General features: G+C 66.1%; 24 protein-coding genes. 10 read left to right on the top strand and 14 right to left on the bottom strand.

All coding sequences use genetic code 11. From position 1 onward, the window contains the following. The coding region (locus BST14_RS31775) for a transposase (RefSeq protein WP_142279574.1) at positions 1-178 on the bottom strand (178 nt) is incomplete at its 3' end. 151 nt (positions 179-329) lie between these two features. On the opposite strand from BST14_RS31775, the gene BST14_RS24550 reads away from it, so the two are divergent. The 5 genes from BST14_RS24550 to BST14_RS24530 are packed head-to-tail and all read left to right on the top strand — an operon-like array spanning position 330 to position 5,058. Then, on the top strand, positions 330-1,217 hold the full coding sequence (locus BST14_RS24550; protein WP_083066929.1) for a TIGR03854 family LLM class F420-dependent oxidoreductase: 888 nt from the start codon (positions 330-332) through the stop codon (positions 1,215-1,217). 57 nt (positions 1,218-1,274) lie between these two features. Beyond that, a complete protein-coding gene (locus BST14_RS24545) occupies positions 1,275-2,627 on the top strand; it encodes a type I glutamate--ammonia ligase (RefSeq protein WP_083066931.1) in 1,353 nt (450 codons plus the stop codon). Positions 2,628-2,637: 10 nt separating this feature from the next. Continuing rightward, the gene (locus BST14_RS24540) at positions 2,638-3,750 is read left to right on the top strand and encodes an amidohydrolase family protein (protein ID WP_083066928.1); all 1,113 of its coding nucleotides are present in this window, start codon (positions 2,638-2,640) and stop codon (positions 3,748-3,750) included. Positions 3,751-3,781: 31 nt separating this feature from the next. After that, a complete protein-coding gene (locus BST14_RS24535; protein WP_083066927.1) occupies positions 3,782-4,615 on the top strand; it encodes a lysophospholipid acyltransferase family protein in 834 nt (277 codons plus the stop codon). Then, entirely contained in the window at positions 4,615-5,058 is a 444-nt protein-coding gene (locus BST14_RS24530; protein WP_083066926.1) for an SRPBCC family protein, read from the top strand. Before BST14_RS24535 ends, BST14_RS24530 begins: the two co-directional genes overlap by 1 nt. A 42-nt stretch (positions 5,059-5,100) precedes the next feature. On the opposite strand, the gene BST14_RS24525 is transcribed toward BST14_RS24530, so the two are convergent. From BST14_RS24525 to ag85B, 8 genes are all read right to left on the bottom strand, one after another. Then, entirely contained in the window at positions 5,101-5,544 is a 444-nt protein-coding gene (locus BST14_RS24525) for a nuclear transport factor 2 family protein (RefSeq protein ID WP_083066925.1), read from the bottom strand. Between the two features lie 47 nt (positions 5,545-5,591). Then, the gene (locus BST14_RS24520; RefSeq protein WP_083066924.1) at positions 5,592-6,914 is read right to left on the bottom strand and encodes a cytochrome P450; all 1,323 of its coding nucleotides are present in this window, start codon (positions 6,912-6,914) and stop codon (positions 5,592-5,594) included. Between the two features lie 54 nt (positions 6,915-6,968). Further along, positions 6,969-7,391 carry a lipoprotein LpqH gene (locus BST14_RS24515; protein ID WP_083066923.1) on the bottom strand — a complete coding sequence of 141 codons (423 nt, stop codon included), beginning with the start codon at positions 7,389-7,391 and terminating at the stop codon, positions 6,969-6,971. Positions 7,392-7,403: 12 nt separating this feature from the next. Beyond that, positions 7,404-8,237: an SDR family oxidoreductase gene (locus BST14_RS24510; RefSeq protein ID WP_083066922.1), complete on the bottom strand. Its 834-nt coding sequence runs from the start codon at positions 8,235-8,237 to the stop codon at positions 7,404-7,406. A gap of 5 nt (positions 8,238-8,242) precedes the next feature. After that, positions 8,243-8,716: an SRPBCC family protein gene (locus BST14_RS24505; protein WP_211280808.1), complete on the bottom strand. Its 474-nt coding sequence runs from the start codon at positions 8,714-8,716 to the stop codon at positions 8,243-8,245. 35 nt (positions 8,717-8,751) lie between these two features. Then, positions 8,752-9,162: a resuscitation-promoting factor RpfC gene (gene rpfC / locus BST14_RS24500; RefSeq protein WP_245845681.1), complete on the bottom strand. Its 411-nt coding sequence runs from the start codon at positions 9,160-9,162 to the stop codon at positions 8,752-8,754. Between the two features lie 132 nt (positions 9,163-9,294). Continuing rightward, positions 9,295-9,879: a chorismate mutase gene (locus BST14_RS24495; protein WP_083066919.1), complete on the bottom strand. Its 585-nt coding sequence runs from the start codon at positions 9,877-9,879 to the stop codon at positions 9,295-9,297. Positions 9,880-9,967: 88 nt separating this feature from the next. Further along, positions 9,968-10,960, bottom strand: a complete 993-nt coding sequence (gene ag85B, locus BST14_RS24490) for a diacylglycerol acyltransferase/mycolyltransferase Ag85B (RefSeq protein WP_083066918.1) — start codon at positions 10,958-10,960, stop codon at positions 9,968-9,970. A 55-nt stretch (positions 10,961-11,015) separates the two neighbouring features. Between ag85B and BST14_RS24485 the strand changes: the two genes are divergently transcribed. Together BST14_RS24485 and BST14_RS24480 are read left to right on the top strand one after the other, a co-directional pair. Then, the gene (locus BST14_RS24485; protein ID WP_169926122.1) at positions 11,016-11,432 is read left to right on the top strand and encodes a hypothetical protein; all 417 of its coding nucleotides are present in this window, start codon (positions 11,016-11,018) and stop codon (positions 11,430-11,432) included. 177 nt (positions 11,433-11,609) lie between these two features. Next, entirely contained in the window at positions 11,610-12,764 is a 1,155-nt protein-coding gene (locus BST14_RS24480) for a DUF7159 family protein (RefSeq protein WP_083066930.1), read from the top strand. On the opposite strand, the gene BST14_RS24475 is transcribed toward BST14_RS24480, so the two are convergent. From BST14_RS24475 to BST14_RS24465, 3 genes are read right to left on the bottom strand one after another with little or no spacing between them, the layout of a single operon-like run. Continuing rightward, the gene (locus tag BST14_RS24475) at positions 12,752-13,312 is read right to left on the bottom strand and encodes a YceI family protein (RefSeq protein WP_083066916.1); all 561 of its coding nucleotides are present in this window, start codon (positions 13,310-13,312) and stop codon (positions 12,752-12,754) included. The two genes, BST14_RS24480 and BST14_RS24475, sit on opposite strands and share 13 nt — an antisense overlap. A 12-nt stretch (positions 13,313-13,324) precedes the next feature. Next, positions 13,325-14,338 carry an alcohol dehydrogenase gene (locus tag BST14_RS24470; protein WP_083066915.1) on the bottom strand — a complete coding sequence of 338 codons (1,014 nt, stop codon included), beginning with the start codon at positions 14,336-14,338 and terminating at the stop codon, positions 13,325-13,327. 18 nt (positions 14,339-14,356) lie between these two features. Further along, positions 14,357-15,649, bottom strand: coding sequence for a cytochrome P450 (locus tag BST14_RS24465; protein ID WP_083066914.1), 1,293 nt, complete (start codon positions 15,647-15,649; stop codon positions 14,357-14,359). A gap of 246 nt (positions 15,650-15,895) precedes the next feature. On the opposite strand from BST14_RS24465, the gene BST14_RS24460 reads away from it, so the two are divergent. The 3 genes from BST14_RS24460 to BST14_RS24450 all read left to right on the top strand — a co-directional run bounded on the left by BST14_RS24460 (position 15,896) and on the right by BST14_RS24450 (position 16,901). Continuing rightward, on the top strand, positions 15,896-16,294 hold the full coding sequence (locus BST14_RS24460; protein ID WP_066868428.1) for a hypothetical protein: 399 nt from the start codon (positions 15,896-15,898) through the stop codon (positions 16,292-16,294). Positions 16,295-16,299: 5 nt separating this feature from the next. Then, positions 16,300-16,590 carry a hypothetical protein gene (locus tag BST14_RS24455; protein ID WP_083066913.1) on the top strand — a complete coding sequence of 97 codons (291 nt, stop codon included), beginning with the start codon at positions 16,300-16,302 and terminating at the stop codon, positions 16,588-16,590. Between the two features lie 89 nt (positions 16,591-16,679). Further along, complete coding sequence (locus BST14_RS24450; RefSeq protein ID WP_083066912.1) at positions 16,680-16,901, top strand: Rv1893 family protein; 222 nt, start codon at positions 16,680-16,682, stop codon at positions 16,899-16,901. 26 nt (positions 16,902-16,927) lie between these two features. Here the strand turns inward: BST14_RS24450 and BST14_RS24445 are convergent, their stop codons facing one another. Together BST14_RS24445 and BST14_RS24440 are read right to left on the bottom strand one after the other, a co-directional pair. Further along, on the bottom strand, positions 16,928-18,058 hold the full coding sequence (locus BST14_RS24445) for a nitronate monooxygenase (RefSeq protein ID WP_083066911.1): 1,131 nt from the start codon (positions 18,056-18,058) through the stop codon (positions 16,928-16,930). 112 nt (positions 18,059-18,170) lie between these two features. Next, positions 18,171-18,635 (bottom strand): hypothetical protein, encoded by a 465-nt coding sequence (locus BST14_RS24440; RefSeq protein WP_083066910.1) that lies wholly within the window; start codon positions 18,633-18,635, stop codon positions 18,171-18,173. Positions 18,636-18,813 lie beyond the last annotated feature (178 nt).

Genomic DNA, 18,813 nt, shown 5'->3' with positions numbered 1-18,813 from the left:
ACGGCCCGAACGCCCCGGGCACGTCTCGCCAGGCGATCCCACACCGGTACCGATAAATAATGCCCTCGACCATCGAGCGGGCATCCTGAAAGGGCCTGCCCCGCTTGCCTGTCCGAGTCGGAAGCAAATCTTCAATCAACGACCACTGAGCATCGGGGAGCAACTGAAACCGCGACATGACTCAAGCCTCGGGCACAACATCCAAAATCTTTGCCAGACACGCCCTAGTCTCGCCCAGCCGGGCGACCGGCGATGACGCGCGCCCCGGGCACAAATGGCGGGGCCGCCGACGTTGCGGTGTGGGTGAGAGCATTCAAAGGGAGGCGGCGATGAAGATTCGCTTCGGCGTCGGCCTGGGTGCCGATACCGCACCGGATCGACTGGCCGCCATCGTGGATCACCTCGAGGCCAACGGGGTGGACTCGCTGTGGTTTTCCGAATTGGTGTACTCGCCGGCGGTCGATCCGGTGGTCGGCATGGCGTACGCGCTGGCCCGGACGACCCGGTTGAAGGTGGGCACGTCGGTGGCCGTGCTTCCCGGTCGGCATCCGGTGCTGGTGGCAAAGCAGTTGGCCTCACTGGCGGCCGTCGCGCCCAGACGGGTCCTACCCGTTTTCGGCTTGCGTTCGGCGATACCGGCCGAACGGGAGGTCTTCGTGGTCCCCGACGGCGAGCGCGCGGCGGTGTTCGACGAATCGCCGCGGCTGCTGCGCGCGGCGCTGGTTGAGGAATCGGCCACATTCACCGGCCGGTACTTCAGCGTCACCGACGTGGCCGTGGCGCCGAAACCGTCACCGCAGCTTGACATCTGGGTGGGAGGCTCGGCGCCGGCCGCGTTTCGGCGCATCGGCGCGCTGGGCGACGGCTGGCTGGGCAGCTTCCTTACGCCGGCGGAGGCGCGGGCCGGGCGCGAAGCGATCGAGCGGGCGGCGGCACACGCCGGCCGCAGCATCGAGCCCGACCACTTCGGCATCTCGCTGGCCGTGTGGGAAGGGCAGGGGGAACCGCCCGAGGAGTTGGCCGCGGCGGTGCGCCGGCGTCGCCCGGACCGCGCCCCCAGCGAGCTGATCGCCGCCGGATGGGATCAGCTGCACCGGCAACTCGACGCCTACATCGAGGCGGGCTTGACGAAATTCGTCATTCGGCCGGTCGGTGCGGCGCCGGTGGACGGCTTTCTCGATCGGTTCGTCACCGAACTCGTCGCCCGGCAGAACTGAGCGCGCAGTGACGCCGTTTGCCGTGCGGGGCGGTGCGAGGTTGGGAGAATGGCTGCCATGACCGGCACACCACTCGCCGCCGCGGCGATCGCGCAGCTGGAGGGCGAGGGCGTCGACACGGTCATCGGCACGGTGGTCAATCCGGCCGGACTCACCATGGCCAAGACGGTCCCGATCCGGCGGACCAACACGTTCGCAGATCCGGGCCTGGGGGCCAGCCCGTCCTGGCATGCGTTCGCCATCGACCAGACCGGGATCGCCTTCACCGCCCATGCGGGCGTGGTGGGGGACCAGCGCCTTCGGATCGATCTTTCGGCGTTGCGCATCGTCGGCGACGGGCTGGCGTGGGCACCCGCCTCATTTTTCGAGCAGGACGGCACCCCGGTGCCGACCTGCAGCCGCGGCACGCTGCGGCGCATCGAGGCGGCGCTCGCCGAAGCCGGCCTCGAGGCCGCCGTCGGGCACGAAATCGAATTCCTGCTGGTCGGCCCGGACGGCGCTCGGCTGCCGTCGGCGTTGTGGGCGCAGTACGGCCTGGCCGGCATGCTGGAGCACGAGGCGTTCGTACGTGACGTGATCGGATCGGCGGCGGGGGCCGGGATCGCGATCGAACAGTTCCACCCCGAGTACGGCGCCAACCAGTTCGAGATCTCGCTGTCGCCGCAGTCCCCGGTGGCCGCCGCCGATCAGCTGATACTGATGCGTCTCATCATCGGGCGCGCGGCGCGCCGGCACGGCGTGCGGATCAGCCTGTCACCCGCACCGTTCGCCGACGACGTCGGATCGGGTGCGCATCAACACTTTTCGCTGTCGGGTCCGGAAGGCCCGCTGTTCTCCGACGGCGACCGAAGCCAGGGCATGACGGCTTCGGGGGAGAGCGCGATCGCGGGTCTGGTTCACGGGCTGCCGGAAGCCCGAGGCGTCTTGTGCGGATCGATCGTCTCCGGCTTGCGGTTGCGGCCGGGCAACTGGGCCGGCGCCTACGCGTGCTGGGGAACCGAAAATCGCGAAGCCGCAGTGCGATTCGTCAGAGGCGGACCCGGAACCCCGCGCGGCGGCAACGTAGAGGTGAAGATTGTCGACCCTTCCGCGAATCCGTATCTGGCGTCGGCGGCAATCCTCGGCCTGGCCCTGGACGGGATCAAGTGCCAGGCCGCGCTTCCGCCTGAGGTCACCATCGACCCGTCCGTCCTGCCGGGATCCGACCGTGCGCGCGACGGTATCGTGCGCTTGACCGATTCGCAGGCCGAAGCGATTGCGGCGTTTGATGGCTCGGAGGCGATGCGCCGCATCCTGGGCGATTCAGCGGTCGACATGGTGGTGGCGGTTCGCCGCCTCGAGCAGGAGCGCTACGGCGACCTGGCGCCCGAGCAACTGGCGGACAAATTCCGCATGGCCTGGAGCCTGTGACGGACTGGTCATGGTCTCCGACACTCGCGCCCTGGCCCTGCACATCGGCGATGTGGCGCTGATTGATCAGCATGTCCACGGATGCTGGTTGACACCGGGAGACCGGCCGCGATTCGAGAACGCGCTCAATGAGGGCAACACCGAACCCATTACCCATTCGGGTTTCGATTCACAACTCGGGTTCGCGGTGCGCGCTCATTGCGCTCCCGCCCTGGGTCTGCCCAAACACGCTGATCCGCAAGCATATTGGGATCGCCGTAGCCAATTCAACGCCGATGAATTGGCGCGACTGTTTTTGACCGCCGCCGGGGTGAGCGACTGGCTGGTGGACACCGGGATCGGCAGTGGCGGTGTCGCCGGAGTCGCGGATATGGCCCGGCTGTCCGGCGGTGACGCGCGCGAGGTCATTCGGCTCGAGGAGGTGGCCGAGCAGGCGGCGCAGACGCAGGGCGACTACGCGGCGGCGTTCGAGGAGATCCTACATCGGCGCGCGGCCGGCGCGGTCGCCACCAAATCGATTCTGGCGTACCGGGGCGGGTTCGACGGCGACCTGAGCGACCCGTCGCCGGCGGAGGTCGCCGAAGCCGCAAGCCGCTGGCGTGACCGCGGCGGCACGCGGTTGCAGGACAGGGTCCTGCTGCGGTTCGGGTTGCATCAGGCGTTGCGGCTCGGCAAGCCACTGCAGTTCCACGTCGGGTTCGGCGACCGCGATTGTGATCTGCACAGGGCTAATCCGCTGCTGCTGCTCGACTTTCTGCGAGGCGCGGCAAACGTCCCGATAGTGCTGTTGCACTGTTACCCGTACGAGCGCGAGGCCGGCTATCTGGCCCAGGCGCTCAACAACGTCTATGTCGATGGCGGGTTGAGCGTCAACCACTTGGGTGCGCGGTCACCCGCGTTCCTGGCGCGGTTGCTCGAATTGGCGCCGTTTTCCAAGATCCTCTATTCGTCGGACGGATTCGGGCCGCCAGAACTGCATTTCCTCGGTACGGTCCTGTGGCGCAAGGGTATCCATCGGGTGCTGCGTGAATTCGTCGACCGCGACGACTGGAGCGAGCCAGACGCCCTCCGGGTGGTCGACCTCATCGCCCGCGAGAACGCCGCGCGCATTTACCGCGTTTGACCCCCGGCCACGCAGGGGTATCTCTCCGGCTATGGCGACAGCGAAGGGCGTCTTGGGCTGGGCCCGCGACAAGGTGGTGTCGTGGGTGCCCAAGGCTGACCTCGACCAGCGGGACCCGGACTACATCCGCGACCAACTGCCGGGGACCTGGTTGCTGGCGTCGTTTTATTTCAGGTCGGACGTGCGGGGCCTCGACCGAATTCCGGCTGAGGGCCCCGTGCTGCTGGTGGGCAACCACAGCGGCGGCAATGTGCCCCCCGACACCTTCGTGTTCACCCTCGCCTTCTGCTCCTATTTCGGCGTCGAGCGGCCCTTCTGCCAGTTGGCCCACGACCTCGTCGTCTCCGCACCGCCACTGGGCGGGTTGCGCAAATTCGGAACGGTCGCCGCCAACCCCGAGAACGCTCGTCTCGCATTGGATTCCGGCGCCGCGCTGCTGGTCTACCCCGGCGGCGACTACGAGGTGTTCCGGCCCTCATGGGAACGGCACAAGGTCGACTTCGGCGGGCGCATGGGTTACGTGAAGCTGGCCCGCGAGGCCGGGGTGCCGATCGTTCCCGTCGCCAGCGTCGGTGGGCAGGAAAGCGCGTTTTTCCTCAGCCGGGGGCAGTGGCTGGCCAAGCTGCTGATGGCCGACAAGTTGCTTCGGCTGAAGAGCATTCCGATATTGCTGGCGCTGCCCTGGGGCCTGAACATCAGCGACCTGGCGGGGCACATTCCGTTACCCACCAAGATCGCGATCGAGGTTCAAGAGCCAATCGAGGTCGACGGCGACGATCAAGCGGTGCACGACAAGGTGATGGCTTCCCTGCAGGGCGGTGTCGACCGCCTGGCCGCCGAGCGACGATTCCCGGTGATCGGCTGATGCGCGTCGAACGCCATTGCGTCATCAACGCCGACCGCGCCGATGTGTGGAAGATCGTCAGCGACCCGGACTGCTACCCGGCCTTCATGACGAACCTGGAGCGATGGGAGTCGTCGAACGACAAAGCGGCCGGCGTCGGTGCGCGCTACACCGTGCACTGGAAAATCGGATCCGTACCCGTCGGCGGCCTGATCGAGGTGGTCGAGTTTGACGACGGCCGCGACCTGGCGTGGGTGGGCATCACCGGCGTAACGCTGCGCGGGCGGATGCGGTTGCGCGATAGAGGCGACGGCTGCACAAAGGTGACGTTCCGGCTGTCGTATCAGGCGCCCGGCGGAATACTTGGGTACATCGCCGACCGGATCGCCGTGCGCCAGGTGGGACGCACCCTTGCGGATACGTTGAAACGCCTGCGGAAGATGGCCGAGTCGGAGCTTGACTGACGCGTTCCGCAGCCGCAGAGGCGTTTCCTTGAAAAGGAGCCGTCAGACCAGCGCTGAGGCGTCGAACACCCAACTCACGTCGCCGGTCGCCAGGTTCTCGAAGTGGTTCGGAGGAGCGAAGGCCACCAGGCTGTTGAAGTCCCAATAGTCTTTCCAGACAGCCACTTTGCCGTCGACGACCTTATGGACCGTCACGAATCGCAGCATACCCCGCTCGCCGGAGGCGAAAGTCCGTGTCTCGGAATGCTCGTAGAGCACGTCGGCGCCGTTGGATACCAGCACGCCGGGGTGGTTCTCGTAGCCGGCCAACTGCTCGAGTCCCATTTTGAGGCGTTGCACGATGCCCTCCGGACCACGCGCCGACAGTGCGGGGACCGGCATGTCGACATAGAGGCAGTCGTCGGAGAGGAAGGTCTTGATCGCTTCCCAATCCCGTCGCGACAGGGCCTGCCACAGCCCGCGCACGGCATCCTCGACCGCGATCATAGATACCTCTGTCATAGCGGCAAATAAACCCCGTCGCCGCCCCGGTGTCAACTGGTTCGGTCGTACTCGCGCACGTAGGGCCCCAGCGCCACCGGCAATGCCGACCATCCCCGCAGCACGCGGGTTTCTCGCCTGCTTCCGGTGCCCGCCGCGCGCGCCTCGGGGAAGCGGTCGAAAAAAGTGCGCAGTCCGACTTCGCCCTCGGCCCGGGCCAGGGCCGCGCCCAGGCAGAAGTGCCGGCCACCGGAGAAGGCGAGATGCCTTCCGGCGTTTTCCCTTTCGATGTCGAAGCGGTGCGGGTCGGTAAACACCGATGGATCCCGGTTGGCGGCTGCGAGATACACCAGCACCAGGTCGCCACGTTGCAACTGCCGGCCCGCTATCTCGACATCGTTGAACGCCATCCGCGCGGTCAGCTGCACAGGTGATTCCAGCCGCAGGATCTCTTCGACGGCGTTGGGCCACGCCTCGGGACGCCGACGCAGGGTGTCCAGATGCTCCGGCGCATCCAACAACATGCGAATCCCGTTGCCGAGCAGGTTTACCGTGGTCTCGAAGCCGGCGGCCAGCACCAGCCCGGCGATGGCCTGAAGTTCCTTCTCGTTGAGATAGGTTTCCGCAGAACCGCCTTCGGCCGTCTGAATCAGTTGGCTCATCAGATTGTCGCTTGGTTCCACGCGTAACCGCCGCAGATGCTCGGCAAGCCAGGCGCTGAAGCCGGCGATCCCGCGCTGCACGCTGCGGTACTGCCGCCATGGCAATCCGATGTCGAGGCTCGGCGCCGCCAGTTCGCCGAATTCGAGTACGCGGCGGCGCTCCGACTCAGGCACACCGAGGATCTCGCTGATGATCGACACCGGAAGTTGCGAGCAGTACCGTCCGACGATGTCCACGACGCCGGGCTCACCGGCCAACCGATCCAGCAGGTCGGCGGCCGTCTGCTCGACCCGCTCCCGCAGCGCGGCGACGGCTCTGGGCGTGAACACCGCCGACACCGTCTTGCGATAACGGGTGTGGTCGGGCGGTTCGACGGCCAGCAACGACGGCGCACGCAATGGATGCAGAAGGTCGTCTCGGGTGCGGCGCTCCAGCCATCGAAGCGGCGCCGGCAGATTCGATCCGAAGATCAGCACCCGGAAATCATCGGAGCGCAGCAGTTCATGCGCCAGTGCATGATCCGCTGTCAGATACGCGACGCGGCCCTTCACCAGCTTGCCCCGGGCGCGGACTTCGTCGTAGTAGGGCACCGGGTCGGCGGCCACCGCCGGATCGGCGATCAGCCTGGCCTGGACGTCACCGCGCCGGGCCCCAAGCGCCGCGGCGCCCCGGATGAAGCCGTGCATCGCGAACCAGTGCAACCGTTCCCTCACCGGCCCTCCCTCGATCAGTGTCGTTTCGAGCCTAAGCCCCGATCACCTGCGGAGTCAGCACTCGGCGACGATTTTGAAGTCGGTGGTCACCACTTTGTTGGGGTTGCTGCTGTTGATCCCGTACGCGCTGCCCGTGATGGTGTAGGCGCCGTTGTTCAGATCAACGCGCGCGTCTCCCACCCCGCCCCGCCAGAAGCTGCCGCTGAATCCGTCGACATTGCGAATCTTGACCCACTGCGGCATCACGCGGTAACCGCTGAGCAGCACCACCGCTTCGACCCCGCCGTCGCGATCGGGGATGTTAATGGTCCGATACATCTGGTCTTGCCGGCACGCCGGGGGACGCGTGGTGTGCGTGGCGCCGTCGATGGTCAGGCGCGCGGCCCGACGAGGTGTAGTCTGCGCCGCGCCGCATCCCGCGACGCTGACGGCGACCGCCACCGAAACCAAAGCGATTGTGAGCAAACGGTTTTGCATCAGCCGGCCTCCTTACTGCCGCTTCGGGGCCAGCGCGGGCAGGGACTTGACGATGTTGCGTCGCACGAATTCCGGGCTCAGGCCCTTGAACAAGTCGATCAAGCGGATGCTCTTGGGAACGTACCAGTGCAGCCGCTTCCGATTGTGGTAGGCCTGCCACGCCGTCTCGGCCACGTTGCTTGCCGGCATCAACCGGAGCATGCCCTTCTTGGGTGCGGTGGCGCGCAGTTGCTCCGCCGTCATGGGCGCGCCGCCGTCGTCGGAGTGATTGGTCGTGGTCGTCAGGATGGCGGTATCGATGAGACCGGGGAGCACGTCGGCGACGCGCACGCCGTGTCGCTGCCACTCCACACTCAACGCCTCGGTCAGACCCTTCACCGCGTGCTTGGTCGACGAGTAGACGGCCAGGCGCGGCATGCCGTAGGTCCCCGAGGACGACGATGTGGAGAACATCAGGCTGCCCGGGGCCTTCCTGAGGTAGGGCAGCGACGCGTATGCGCCCGTGAGCACCGCCTTGAAGTTCACATCCACCACGCGCATCGCGGCGTCATAGGGGACGTCCTCGAACCAGCCGGATTCGCCGATGCCGGCGTTGTTCCACATCATGTCGAGTCCGCCGCCGGCGTTGCCGGCGCAAAAATCGGCCAAAGCACCCTCGAGCGCCGCCCTGTCGGTCACGTCGACGGCGCGGGTCCATAGCCGATCGCCGCCGAGTTCGTCGTTCAGCGTCGCCAAGCCGTCTTCGTTGCGGTCAACCGCGCCGACGCGCCAGCCCTTGGCGTGGAACAGCTTTGCCCCCTCACGACCCATGCCGCTGCCCGCACCGGTGATGAAGACGGACTTCACGGGCGTCAGTCCGCCTCGACCACATCTTTGATGCGGCTCAGCGTCTTGGTCATGTCACGGATATTGCGGCGCTTGCGCAGAAAGCCGCCGAGCAACCAGTAGACGCCGAGCCAGGGCGCCGGGTTGAGCCGGAACGACTCGGTGACGTCGGTCCCGCCGCCGCTGGGGGCCAAGCGGTAGTGCCAGTTGTTGACGGCGCGGTCACCGAGCAGCACCGCGAAGCCGAATTCGCGGCCCGGTTCGCAGGCGGTGACCTTGCAGGTCGTCCAATACACGGGCCCCATCTCATTACGCCGGACGTGACCGCGGAATTTCGCGCCCAGGGCGGGGCCGGTCGCGTCGCCGAGCCACTCGGCTTCGAACACTTCCGGGGAAAACCTTCCGGTGTTGCGGACGTCCGCGATGAGATCCCAGATCTTGGCCGCAGGCGCCGCCATATGAACAGTCGCCGAACCTTCCATGGGCTGATCCAAACACAGCCGGGCGCCGGGTCATAGGCCGCAGGTGCGTGTCATCAGTGCGGGACGGCCGCCTGGATCAGCCCGTTGATGATCTGCTTGATGCCCTGAGCCGGGTGCGAGTACCAACCGATCGGCAGGCCGGATTGCGCGCCACACTTCGGCCAGGGCTCCACGCCCTCCTCGGCGAAAACCCGGTTGGCCACGGCGATTTGCTGCTCCCTGGACGCGGCCGCGGGATTGCCGACGCCGCCGTAGCGGTACCAGGTGTCCGGTTTGAATTGCAATCCGCCATATTCGCCATTCCCGGTGTTGGCGTGCCAGTTGCCACCGGATTCGCACTGCGCGATCGCGTCCCAGTTGGGCGCGGGGGCCGCGCTCGCCACACCCGTGGACGAAGTCACCGACGCTGCAACGAATCCGCCGACCGCTATGGCCTTGGCGAGAGGCTTGCAGAGATTTGTCATGTCCAGGATTTCGGCCCGTGTGGCCAAAGCGTTACCTATTCGAAAATGGCGCGAGATAAGCCATCTATCTGCGGAAATCGCCTCATAAGCGGGCCGAATGGGACCGTTAGAAATTGGTGAGGAAAAAATAAATTATTGTTGGCAGTAGGATTGCGTCGCTGACGACAAGGCCCGTTGATAGAGGTCGTCGAGCTGACGTTCCTGGATGACGCCGCTTCTCGCGGCGTCGAGTTGGGCGGCGCATTCCGACGAGTGCAGCAAGCCCCAGTTGGCCGACAGCTGAGTCAGTATCCTCCGGTTGAGGGCGTCGATCGCCGACCGGGACGACGACAGGTCCGGCGCGTCGGGCGGAGCGCTTGCCGGATTCAGCTTCCAGTCCGCGAACCGGTGGTATTCGATGGCCTCGGTGGCACTGATCTGGTCGCCGAAAACCCGGGTGACGTAGTCGCGGTCGATGTGTTCGCCGACGGCGTCGTCGGCCAGCCTGGTCAGTTCTTGCTGCACGCGCGCCGGATCTTCGATGGCGCCGCGTTGGTGCCACTTGTAGGCGGCGACCGGGTCGGCGATCTGCAGGCGTTGCGCGGCGGCGTCAGCCAAGGGGCTGAGCGGACTCGAGGTGTGGGCCCGAGCGGGCGCCACCGCCAGCGCCAGGCTCACGACCGCGGCCCCACAGCATGCGGCGACGGCTCGGCTTCGCGAGTGGACGCTGGGATGCATGACGACATTCTCACTAGCTGGCCGGGGCAACGCACTGCTGCGCCTGACAAAGTCGTCAGGCGCAGCAGTGACCGAGCGGCAGCCGGGTTTATCCGCCGCCGCCCTGGGAAGCGCCCAGGGCGCCCTGCAGATCGGGCTTCATGGCGTTGAGCTGGGCTCCCCAGTACTCCCAGCTGTGCGTTCCGTTGGCGTTGAAGTTCCACACCGCGTTGTGGCCGCCGGCACCGTTGTATGCGTCCTGGAACTTCAGGTTGCTGCTGCGCACGAAGTTCTCCAGGAACTCGGCCGGCATGTTCGCCCCACCGAGCTCGGACGGCGTGCCGTTACCGCAGTACACCCAGAGCCGGGTGTTGTTGCCGACCAGCTTCGGGATCTGCAGGGTCGGGTCGTTTCGTGCCCACGCCGGGTCGCTCGACGGACCCCACATGTCGTTGGCTTTGTAGCCACCGGCGTCACCCATTGCCAGACCGATCAGGCTCGGCCCCATTCCCTGGGACGGGTCCAGCAGGGCCGACAGCGAGCCGGCGTAGATGAACTGCGCCGGGTGGTAGGCGGCCAGGATCATCGCCGACGAACCGGCCATCGAGATGCCGACCGCCGCACTTCCGTTGGGCTTCACACTTTTGTTGGACTGCAGGTATTGCGGCAGCTCGCTGGTGAGGAAGGTCTCCCACTTGTACGTCTGGCAGCCGGCCTTACCGCAGGCCTGGTTGTACCAGTCGCTGTAGAAGCTGGATTGACCACCGACCGGCATGACGATCGACAGGCCCGACTGGTAGTACCACTCGAACGCCGGGGTGTTGATGTCCCAGCCGTTGTAGTCGTCCTGGGCACGCAGACCGTCCAGTAGATAAACCGCTGGCGAGCCATTGCCGCCGCTTTGGAACTGGACCTTGATGTTGCGGCCCATTCCGGCGGACGGCACCTGCAGGTACTCGACTGGCAGGCCCGGCCGCGAAAACGCATTCGCGGTTGGAGCGCCGCCGGCAAGACCGATCAGGCCCGGCAGTGTGGCTGCCGCCGCTGCGCCGACCAAAAGCCGGCGCCCCCAGGCCCGGACCTTCTCGCTCAGATCTGTCATACCTGCCCCTTGTCGATGTGGTCAGTGTGATCGTGGTCTCACAGGAATTTACCGTGTGAGTCTGTCAAATGTCGATTGGGACGCGAACGCGTCGCGTTTCGGCATCGCTTTTCACTTTCGCAATTTCGCCACCCGACACAACCGGGTGGCGACAGGCGCCGCGTACCCGCTGTGCGAGCGCTTCACACGCCGGCCTAAAAAGCGCCAGGCAGCAGCGGGTTTACGGCTAGTCGAGCGCTCGCCGACCGGGCGCTGCGCCACCCTGATAGAAACACCCGAAAAGAAGCCTGGCCGGATTTCGGCGGGATCGCAACCGCAACGCCACGCGTCGCCCGTTTTGATCGTTTTGACGGCGCCGCCCGCGCGCGGGTCAACCATTTATTTCGGGTGGTCGATAACCGGCGTGGTTTCGCAACCGGCGGGTCCGCCCCGTTTCGGCGTGCCGCGCTTCCCATCTGGCGATCCGCCCTGATGCCTGACCGACGCAGCCGGACTTTCGGCGACCGCGTAGGCTGCTCTCGAAGCAAGCCGATGAAGACCACGCTATCCCGGGTCTGTTCCGGCTCTCACGAATCACCGCGCCTGCGGCTTCATGGTGCGCGTAGATGCGGTTGAGGGCGTCGGACGCGGGACCGATTGGGGCATTGATTTGGACACGGTTCTTGGCCTGTCAGTGACGCCGACCGCCGTCGGTTGGGTCCTCGCCGAAGGACACGGTGCGGACGGCACCATCCTGGACCACCAGGAGCTCGAGTTGCGCGCCGGCCACGGCGTGCGCGCCGTGGGTACCGCAGAGCAAGTGGTGGACGAGGTATTGCGGGTCGATGCCGCGGCGGCCGCGAGCGATCGCCGGTTGCGTGTCATCGGAGTGACTTGGAACGACGAAGCAACCGCACAGGCCGCGCTGGTCTTGGAGGCCTTGACCGACGCGGGCTTCGACAACGTCGTGCCGATCCGCTTCCTCGAGGCCATCGAGACATTGGCTCAGGCCATCGCGCCCGTCATCGGCTACGAGCAGACCGCCGTCTGCATCCTCGACCACGACTGGACGACCGTGGCCATGGTCGACACGCATGACGGTGAGACCCAGACGGCCACCAAGCGCGTGCGCGGCGGCTTCGACGGTCTGACCCGCTGGCTGACCGGCATGTTCGAGCGCAACGGGTGGCAGCCCGGCGGCGTTGTCGTGGTGGGCGCTCACAACGACATCGACGGCCTTTCCTGGCAGCTCGAAAAGGCTTTGCCGGTACCGGTTTTCGTGCAATCGATGGCCCAGGTGACGATCGCCCGCGGCGCGGCGCTGTCCGCCGCTGCAAGCACCGAATTCACCGACGAGCAGCTGGTCGAGCGGATTGGCGAACCCGTTCCCGCGGCCACTCAAAAGCGGCCGTTGTCCTACGCCGGGGCCGTGACCGCGTTGGCGGCCGGTGCCATCACCTTCGTCGGCTCGGTGTCACTCGCGGTGGGGATCCACGTCGGCCCGGCCAGCGCGGCCGGCGCGCCGAAACACGCCACGCACCCGCCCACGCCCCACATCGCCGAGGCGGTCACTGTCGCGGCGCCGCTTCCGGCGACCCCACCAACCCAGCCGCCGGTCCCGCAGGCCAAGTCACCTGTGGGCGAACCGGTTTCGGAGCCCAGCGTTGCGGAGGAGCAACCGGGCGCTGGTGGCGAACGACAGTCGGACGGCGGCAATCGACAGCCCTACTTGACCCGGGTGCTCGAGCACATACCCGGTGACACCGGCGATCCGGCGGTGGATTCGGCGCCGGGTACAGCGCCCGGCAGCGCTCAGTCGCCCTGAGCGCGATTGGCGGAGAAAGACAACGACACCTCGTCGGCGACTTGAACCGACCCCATCAGCAGCGAGTACGGCTTGATGCCGTAGTCGGACTGCCGGATGGTGGACTGAACTGACATCCGCCACGATTCCCCGAGATCTTCGGTGTGCACCTCGACTGCGTGCTCTCGCCGCGCTCCTCGGATCTGCAGAGCGCCGGTCAGGCGGTACGTTTCGCCGGCCTTTTCGATGACGCTTGCGGTATAGCTGATTTCGGGAAACCGACCGGCGGACAACGATTTCAGGGCGTTGGACCGCACCAGCGCCTTCTCCGCCCCGGACAACCCCTTGACGCCGCCGTCGCCACGCAACACCTCGAGCGAATCGGTCTCCACCGTGAGCCGTGCGCTGACGGGTCTGGAGTCGACCCAGCTCACGGTGGCGCGCCAGCGAGTCATGGCGATAGTGAGACGATGGCCCATCCGTGCCGCCCTGCCGGTAACACCGGTGTGCAGCAACAACTCACCGTCAGCCGGGGCGATCGTCCATACCGCTTTGTGGTCGGAATCCACGAATCGACCGTGTCACATGGTCAAAACGGTGCGGTAGTGGGCCCGGCCGCCTTCGAGGGCGGCGTAGCCCTCCGCGGCCTGCGCCAGCGGCAGTTCCTCGATCCACGCCCGCACGCCGGACAGGACGGCGAAATGCATTGTGTCCTCGACATCTTTTGCCGTCCCGGAAGGGTGGCCGACGATGCTGACGCCCGGCGTTATCAGCTGCAAAGGGCTGATCGGCAGCGGCTCGGGCGTGACCCCGATGGTGACCAGTTGCCCCTGGGGGAGGATGCCGCCGACAGTGGCGGCCATGGCCGCAGAATTTCCCGCTGTGGCTAGGACGACCGTTGCGCCGCCCAAGTCCTTGAGCGCTTCGGCGGGGTCGTTGGCCGTGGAGTCGATGTAATGATGGGCGCCCAGTTTTCGGGCGTCGTCGGCTTTGCCGGTGCCGCGGTTGATCGCGACGGTCTCAAAACCCATGGCGCGGGCGAATTGCACCCCGAGGTGGCCCAGGCCGCCCACGCCGAGTATCGCCACCCGGTCGCCGGGCAGCGCGTTGGTGTGCCGCAAGGCGTTATACGTGGTCACGCCGGCGCATCCCATCGGGGCGGCTTCGGCGTCGGAGAGTTCGTCCGGTATGCGTGCCAGCGCGCTCACCGGCACGGTCGCCGACTCGGCGTATCCGCCGGGATACTGCCAACTCGGCACCTTGCCGTTCTCGCAGTGGATGAACAGGCCTTTGCGGCATTGATCGCATCGGTAGCAACATCCGCCGAACCAGCCGACTGCGACGCGATCGCCGACCGCGAAATCTTGGACACCGTCCCCGATTTCGGCGATCTTGCCGGCGATCTCATGCCCGGGAGTCAACGGCCACGACATGCCGGGAAAGCCGCCGTTGACGAAATGCGCGTCGGTGCCGCAGATGCCGCACGTGGCGATTGTCAAACGTACCTCATCGGGACCCGGCGGTTTGGTTTCGGCGTCGACCAGTTCGAAAGCGGCACCGGCGGATGGGACATGGACGGCTCGATGAGTGGGCATGCCCTTAGCTTGTCATCCCTACGCCTGACGCGCGACAGGACACTTCGCCGTGCCATTGGTGTGGTAGTCGACCTGCCAGTGCTTGATTCCATTGAGCCACCCCGACCGCAGCCGTTCGGGCTTGCCGACCGATTCCAGGTCGGGCATGGTGTCGGCGATCGCGTTGAACATCAGGTCGATGGTCATTCGCGCCAGGTTGGCCCCGATGCAGTAGTGCGCGCCGGTGCCACCGAACCCCACGTGCGGGTTGGGGTCGCGCAGGATGTTGAAGGCGAACGGGTCGTCGAACACGTCCTCGTCGAAATTGGCTGAGCGGTAGACCATTACGACGCGCTGACCCTTTTTGATCTGCACGCCGGACAACTCGTAGTCCTCTAGGGCGGTCCGCTGGAACGAGGTGACCGGGGTGGCCCACCGGACGATCTCGTCGGCCGTGGTGACGGGACGCTCCCGCTTGTACAAGTCCCATTGGTCTGGGAATTCGGTGAAGGCCATCATGCCCTGCGTTATGGAGTTGCGGGTGGTCTCATTGCCCGCGACGGCTAGCAGGATGACGAAAAACCCGAACTCGTCGTCGGAGAGCTTGTGCCCGTCGACGTCGGCTTGGACCAATTTGGTGACAATGTCTTCCCCGGGGTTCTGCGCCCGGTCGGCGGCCATCTGCATGGCGTAGGTGATCAGTTCGACTGAAGCACCCATCGCGTCATTGCGGGCAAATTCCGGATCCTGGTCGCCCACCATTTCATTCGACCAGTGGAAGAGCTTCATGCGGTCTTCCTGCGGCACTCCCAACAGTCCGGCGATGGCTTGCAGCGGAAGCTCGCAGGACACCTGCTCGACGAAGTCACCGGAACCCGCAGCGGCCGCCTTCTCGACGATTTGACGGGCGCGCTGGTTCAGGTCGTCGCGCAGCAGCTCGACGGCGCGCGGTGTGAAGCCCCGCGAGATTATCTTGCGCAGGTGGGTGTGCTGCGGGGCGTCCATGTTGAGCAGTACGAACTTGCCGGTCTCGCGCTGTTCGCGGACCGTGCCCTCTTTGTAGCGCGGCAGGGCGGTGTTCTTGAGGCTGGAGAAGACGTCACTGCGCCGCGAAATCTCTTTGACGTCCTTGTGCTTGGTCACCACCCAGAAGCCGCCGTCATCGAATCCGCCCACCCCGTCGGGTTGTTCGTTCCACCAGATCGGCGCGGTCCGGCGCAGTTCGGCCAGTTCTTCCACTGGAAGCCGCTCGGCGTGGATATCCGGGTCGGTGAAGTCGAATCCGGGAGGCAGATTGGGGACCGGCTTGGCAGTTGGCTCGACGGTTGGCATGGCCCGCTCCTTGATGACGAAGTGGTCTAGTCGTCCTTGTGCAAGGAAACCACTGCCGCACCTTGGTTGGGAAGCATTGAAGCAAGATCTTCGGCTGCGAACTGGAACGTGTTCCTTGCCGGTCGTTTGGCGCCGTGTACCGGGTGTACGCCGGCGTTCGGGTCCGCAAGCCGGAACGGTCTTGTGGGCGACGGTCCGACCGATATGCTTTGGTGCAGGTCACCGGCGACGACAGGCGGGGTAGACATGATTCGGGAACTGCTCAGCGCCGCTTCGATAGCGGGCATCACGATCGGCTTGGCACCGTGCGCGGCCGCCGGCTACGACGGCGACGTGCCCGGCATGAACTATCAGGCTTCGCTGGGCGCGCCGTGCGACAACTACGAGCGCTTCATCTTCGGACGCGGGCCCAGCGGCCAGGCCGAGGCCTGTCACTTCCCGCCGCCCAACCAATTCCCGGCGGCGACCACCGGGTACTGGGTGGCGTCATATCCGCTGTACGGGGTGCAGCAGGCCGGTGCCAAGTGCCCGGGCCCGCAGAGCGCGGCACAATCGGACCGCGGGCTTCCGATGCTCTGCCTCGGAGCTCAAGGATGGCAAGAGGGCTGGTTCACCGGCGCAGGGTTCTTCCCGCCTTCCGAATAACGACCATGCGCGAAAGCCCACCGGCTCAGCATCCGATTCCACGCTGGCTGCGCTTCGTGCTGGCGTCTGACCGGGCCGGCTCGGCCTGGTACATCGGGACCGGATTCTTCTTCGCGCCGGTGCTGGCGGTGCTCTCGCCCTGGCCCACCGTCACCGCCGTGCTGTGGGGCGTCATCGCGCTGGCCGGGCTCTGGTTGGGACTCCTGGGCATCGCCATGGCCGTCGGACTGGCCCGAATATTGCGCTCCGGGGCCGAAATTCCCGAAGACTACTGGCGCAGCTTGGTGCACTACTAGGCGTGGATAGGCGTTAGCTCCCGCAGAGAAATGCCACCCCGCCCCGTCTAGAGTCGTAGCAACCGTCCTGCAACAAAAGGAGACTCGAGATGGCCTTCAATGCCAGGGATGCAGTCGACGCGGTCAAGGACATCGCGACCAACGCCGTCGAAAAAGCCTCCGACATCGTCGAACACGCCGGCGACATCATCCGCGGCGACCTTGCCGGTGGCGCCAGCGGCATCGTTTCGAATTCGATCGACATCGGCACCTACGCGGTGGACCGGGCAAAAGAAGTGTTCACCGGACGCGACGAGTCCGACGACATCTAGGCGCGACGCCTAGGCGCGACGCCAGGTTAAACGGAGGCGGCCTCGTTCAGTTCGTCCAGCCGGTTGGTGGCCGCAAGGTATTCCTGCACCCAGCGCTCGATCACCGTTGAGGTCTTCTCCACCTTGGTGAACTGCCCGACCACCTGACCGACCGGGTTGAACGCCACGTCGACGGATTCGTTCGGGTACCTGTTGGTGGCCCGTACGGCCATGCCGGAGACCATGTACTGCAACGGCATTCCAAGCGGCTTCGGGTTTCCCGGCGCCTCCCAGGCCTCGGTCCAGTCGTTGCGCAGCATCCGGGCCGGCTTGCCGGTGAACGACCGGCTGCGGACGGTGTCGCGGCTGCCGGCCTTGACGTAGGCCTGCTGCTGAACCGGGGTGTTCGAGGACTCCTCGACCATCAGCCACTGCGATCCGGTCCACGCGCCTTGCGCGCCGAGCGCCAGGGCGGCCGCGATCTGCTCGCCGCTGCCGATACCGCCGGCGGCCAGCACCGGGATCGGGGCGACCTCCTTGACGACCTGCGGCCATAGCACGATCGAGCCCACCTCGCCGCAGTGCCCGCCGGCCTCGCCGCCTTGGGCGATGATGATGTCGACGCCCGCGTCGGCGTGCTTGCGGGCCTGGGAGGGGGAGCCGCACAACGCGGCGACCTTGAGCCCGGCCTCGTGGATGCGCTTGATCATGTCGGCCGGCGGGGTGCCCAGCGCGTTGGCGATCATCTTCACCTTCGGGTGCTTGAGCGCAACCTCGACCTGGGGCGTAGCCGTCGCCTCGGTCCAGCCGAGGAGCTGCAGGGTGTCGCCGTCGCTGTCCTCAACCGGCACTCCGTGGTCGGCGAGGATCTTCTTTCCGAAGTCGAGGTGTTCCTGCGGCACCATCTTGCGCAGCGTTTCGGCAAGCTCCTCCGCGGACAGGTGGGAGTCCATGCCTTCGTACTTGTTCGGGATGACGATGTCGACGCCGTAGGGGTGGTCGCCGATGTTCTCGTCAATCCAGTTGAGTTCAATCTCCAGCTGCTCGGGCGTGAAGCCGACCGCACCGAGCACGCCGAACCCCCCGGCCTTGCTGACCGCCACCACGACGTCGCGGCAGTGGGTGAAGGCGAATATCGGGAACTCGATACCGAGTTCGTCGCAGATAGGGGTGTGCATCACAACTCCTGGGGGCTCGCCGAATTGGAACGTGTTCTAGTTTAGTACCTGGCGCACTGACGTGGCCAGCGGGTCCTGACCTGCGCCTTGTCACTACGACCCGTCACCGCCGTCAGATCGCGGTGCTGTTCGCCACCCACAGGATGAGAAAGGCGAGCATGCAGGCGGCACAGAGCAGATGGTCGCGGCAGACCGAGCGCGCCAGCCGGGTCTGCTCGGGTGGACTGTCCTCGCGGTGCCCGAGCTGCACCGCATCGGGAACCGTGCGGGTCAACGCCAACATGGTTGGAATGCCGGCAAGCGCGGCCGAGGTCACCAGCAGCCAACCGGGATCGCGGCCGCGCGCGGCCTGCAGCACCAGCGTGCCCAGGAGGGTGAGCATGACGAGCAAAATCAACCGGCTCATCGGCCGAGACGTGGTGGTCGCCCGGTGGTAGTACGCCGCGATGGAAGCGAGCACCGCCTCGGGCAGTTCGGTCGTGGCCTTCCGGTGGCGAAGAACCTGAACATCGAAGATCAAGTCCATCCACAAGACGGCGAGCAGGAACCCGCTGCAGGCCGTGAGCAACGAGGCCATGGCACTCACCTACCTCTATCCAATCGCGCACCATGCCGCAGCACGGTTGCCGCTTGGACTCATTGTTCTCGGCGACGCAATAGGGGCCACGATGCGGAGACCGCCTGGCCAAATCACTTGTGCCACTTTTGTTTCAGTGGTTTCGATGGGGCGGTTTGTGTCGGAGGCCGGCGATAGC

The organism is Mycobacterium arosiense ATCC BAA-1401 = DSM 45069 (assembly GCF_002086125.1).
Classification (GTDB): Bacteria; Actinomycetota; Actinomycetes; order Mycobacteriales; family Mycobacteriaceae; genus Mycobacterium; species Mycobacterium arosiense.
Note: the sequence above shows the minus strand (reverse complement) of the source record. Positions and strands in the feature narration are given on the sequence as shown.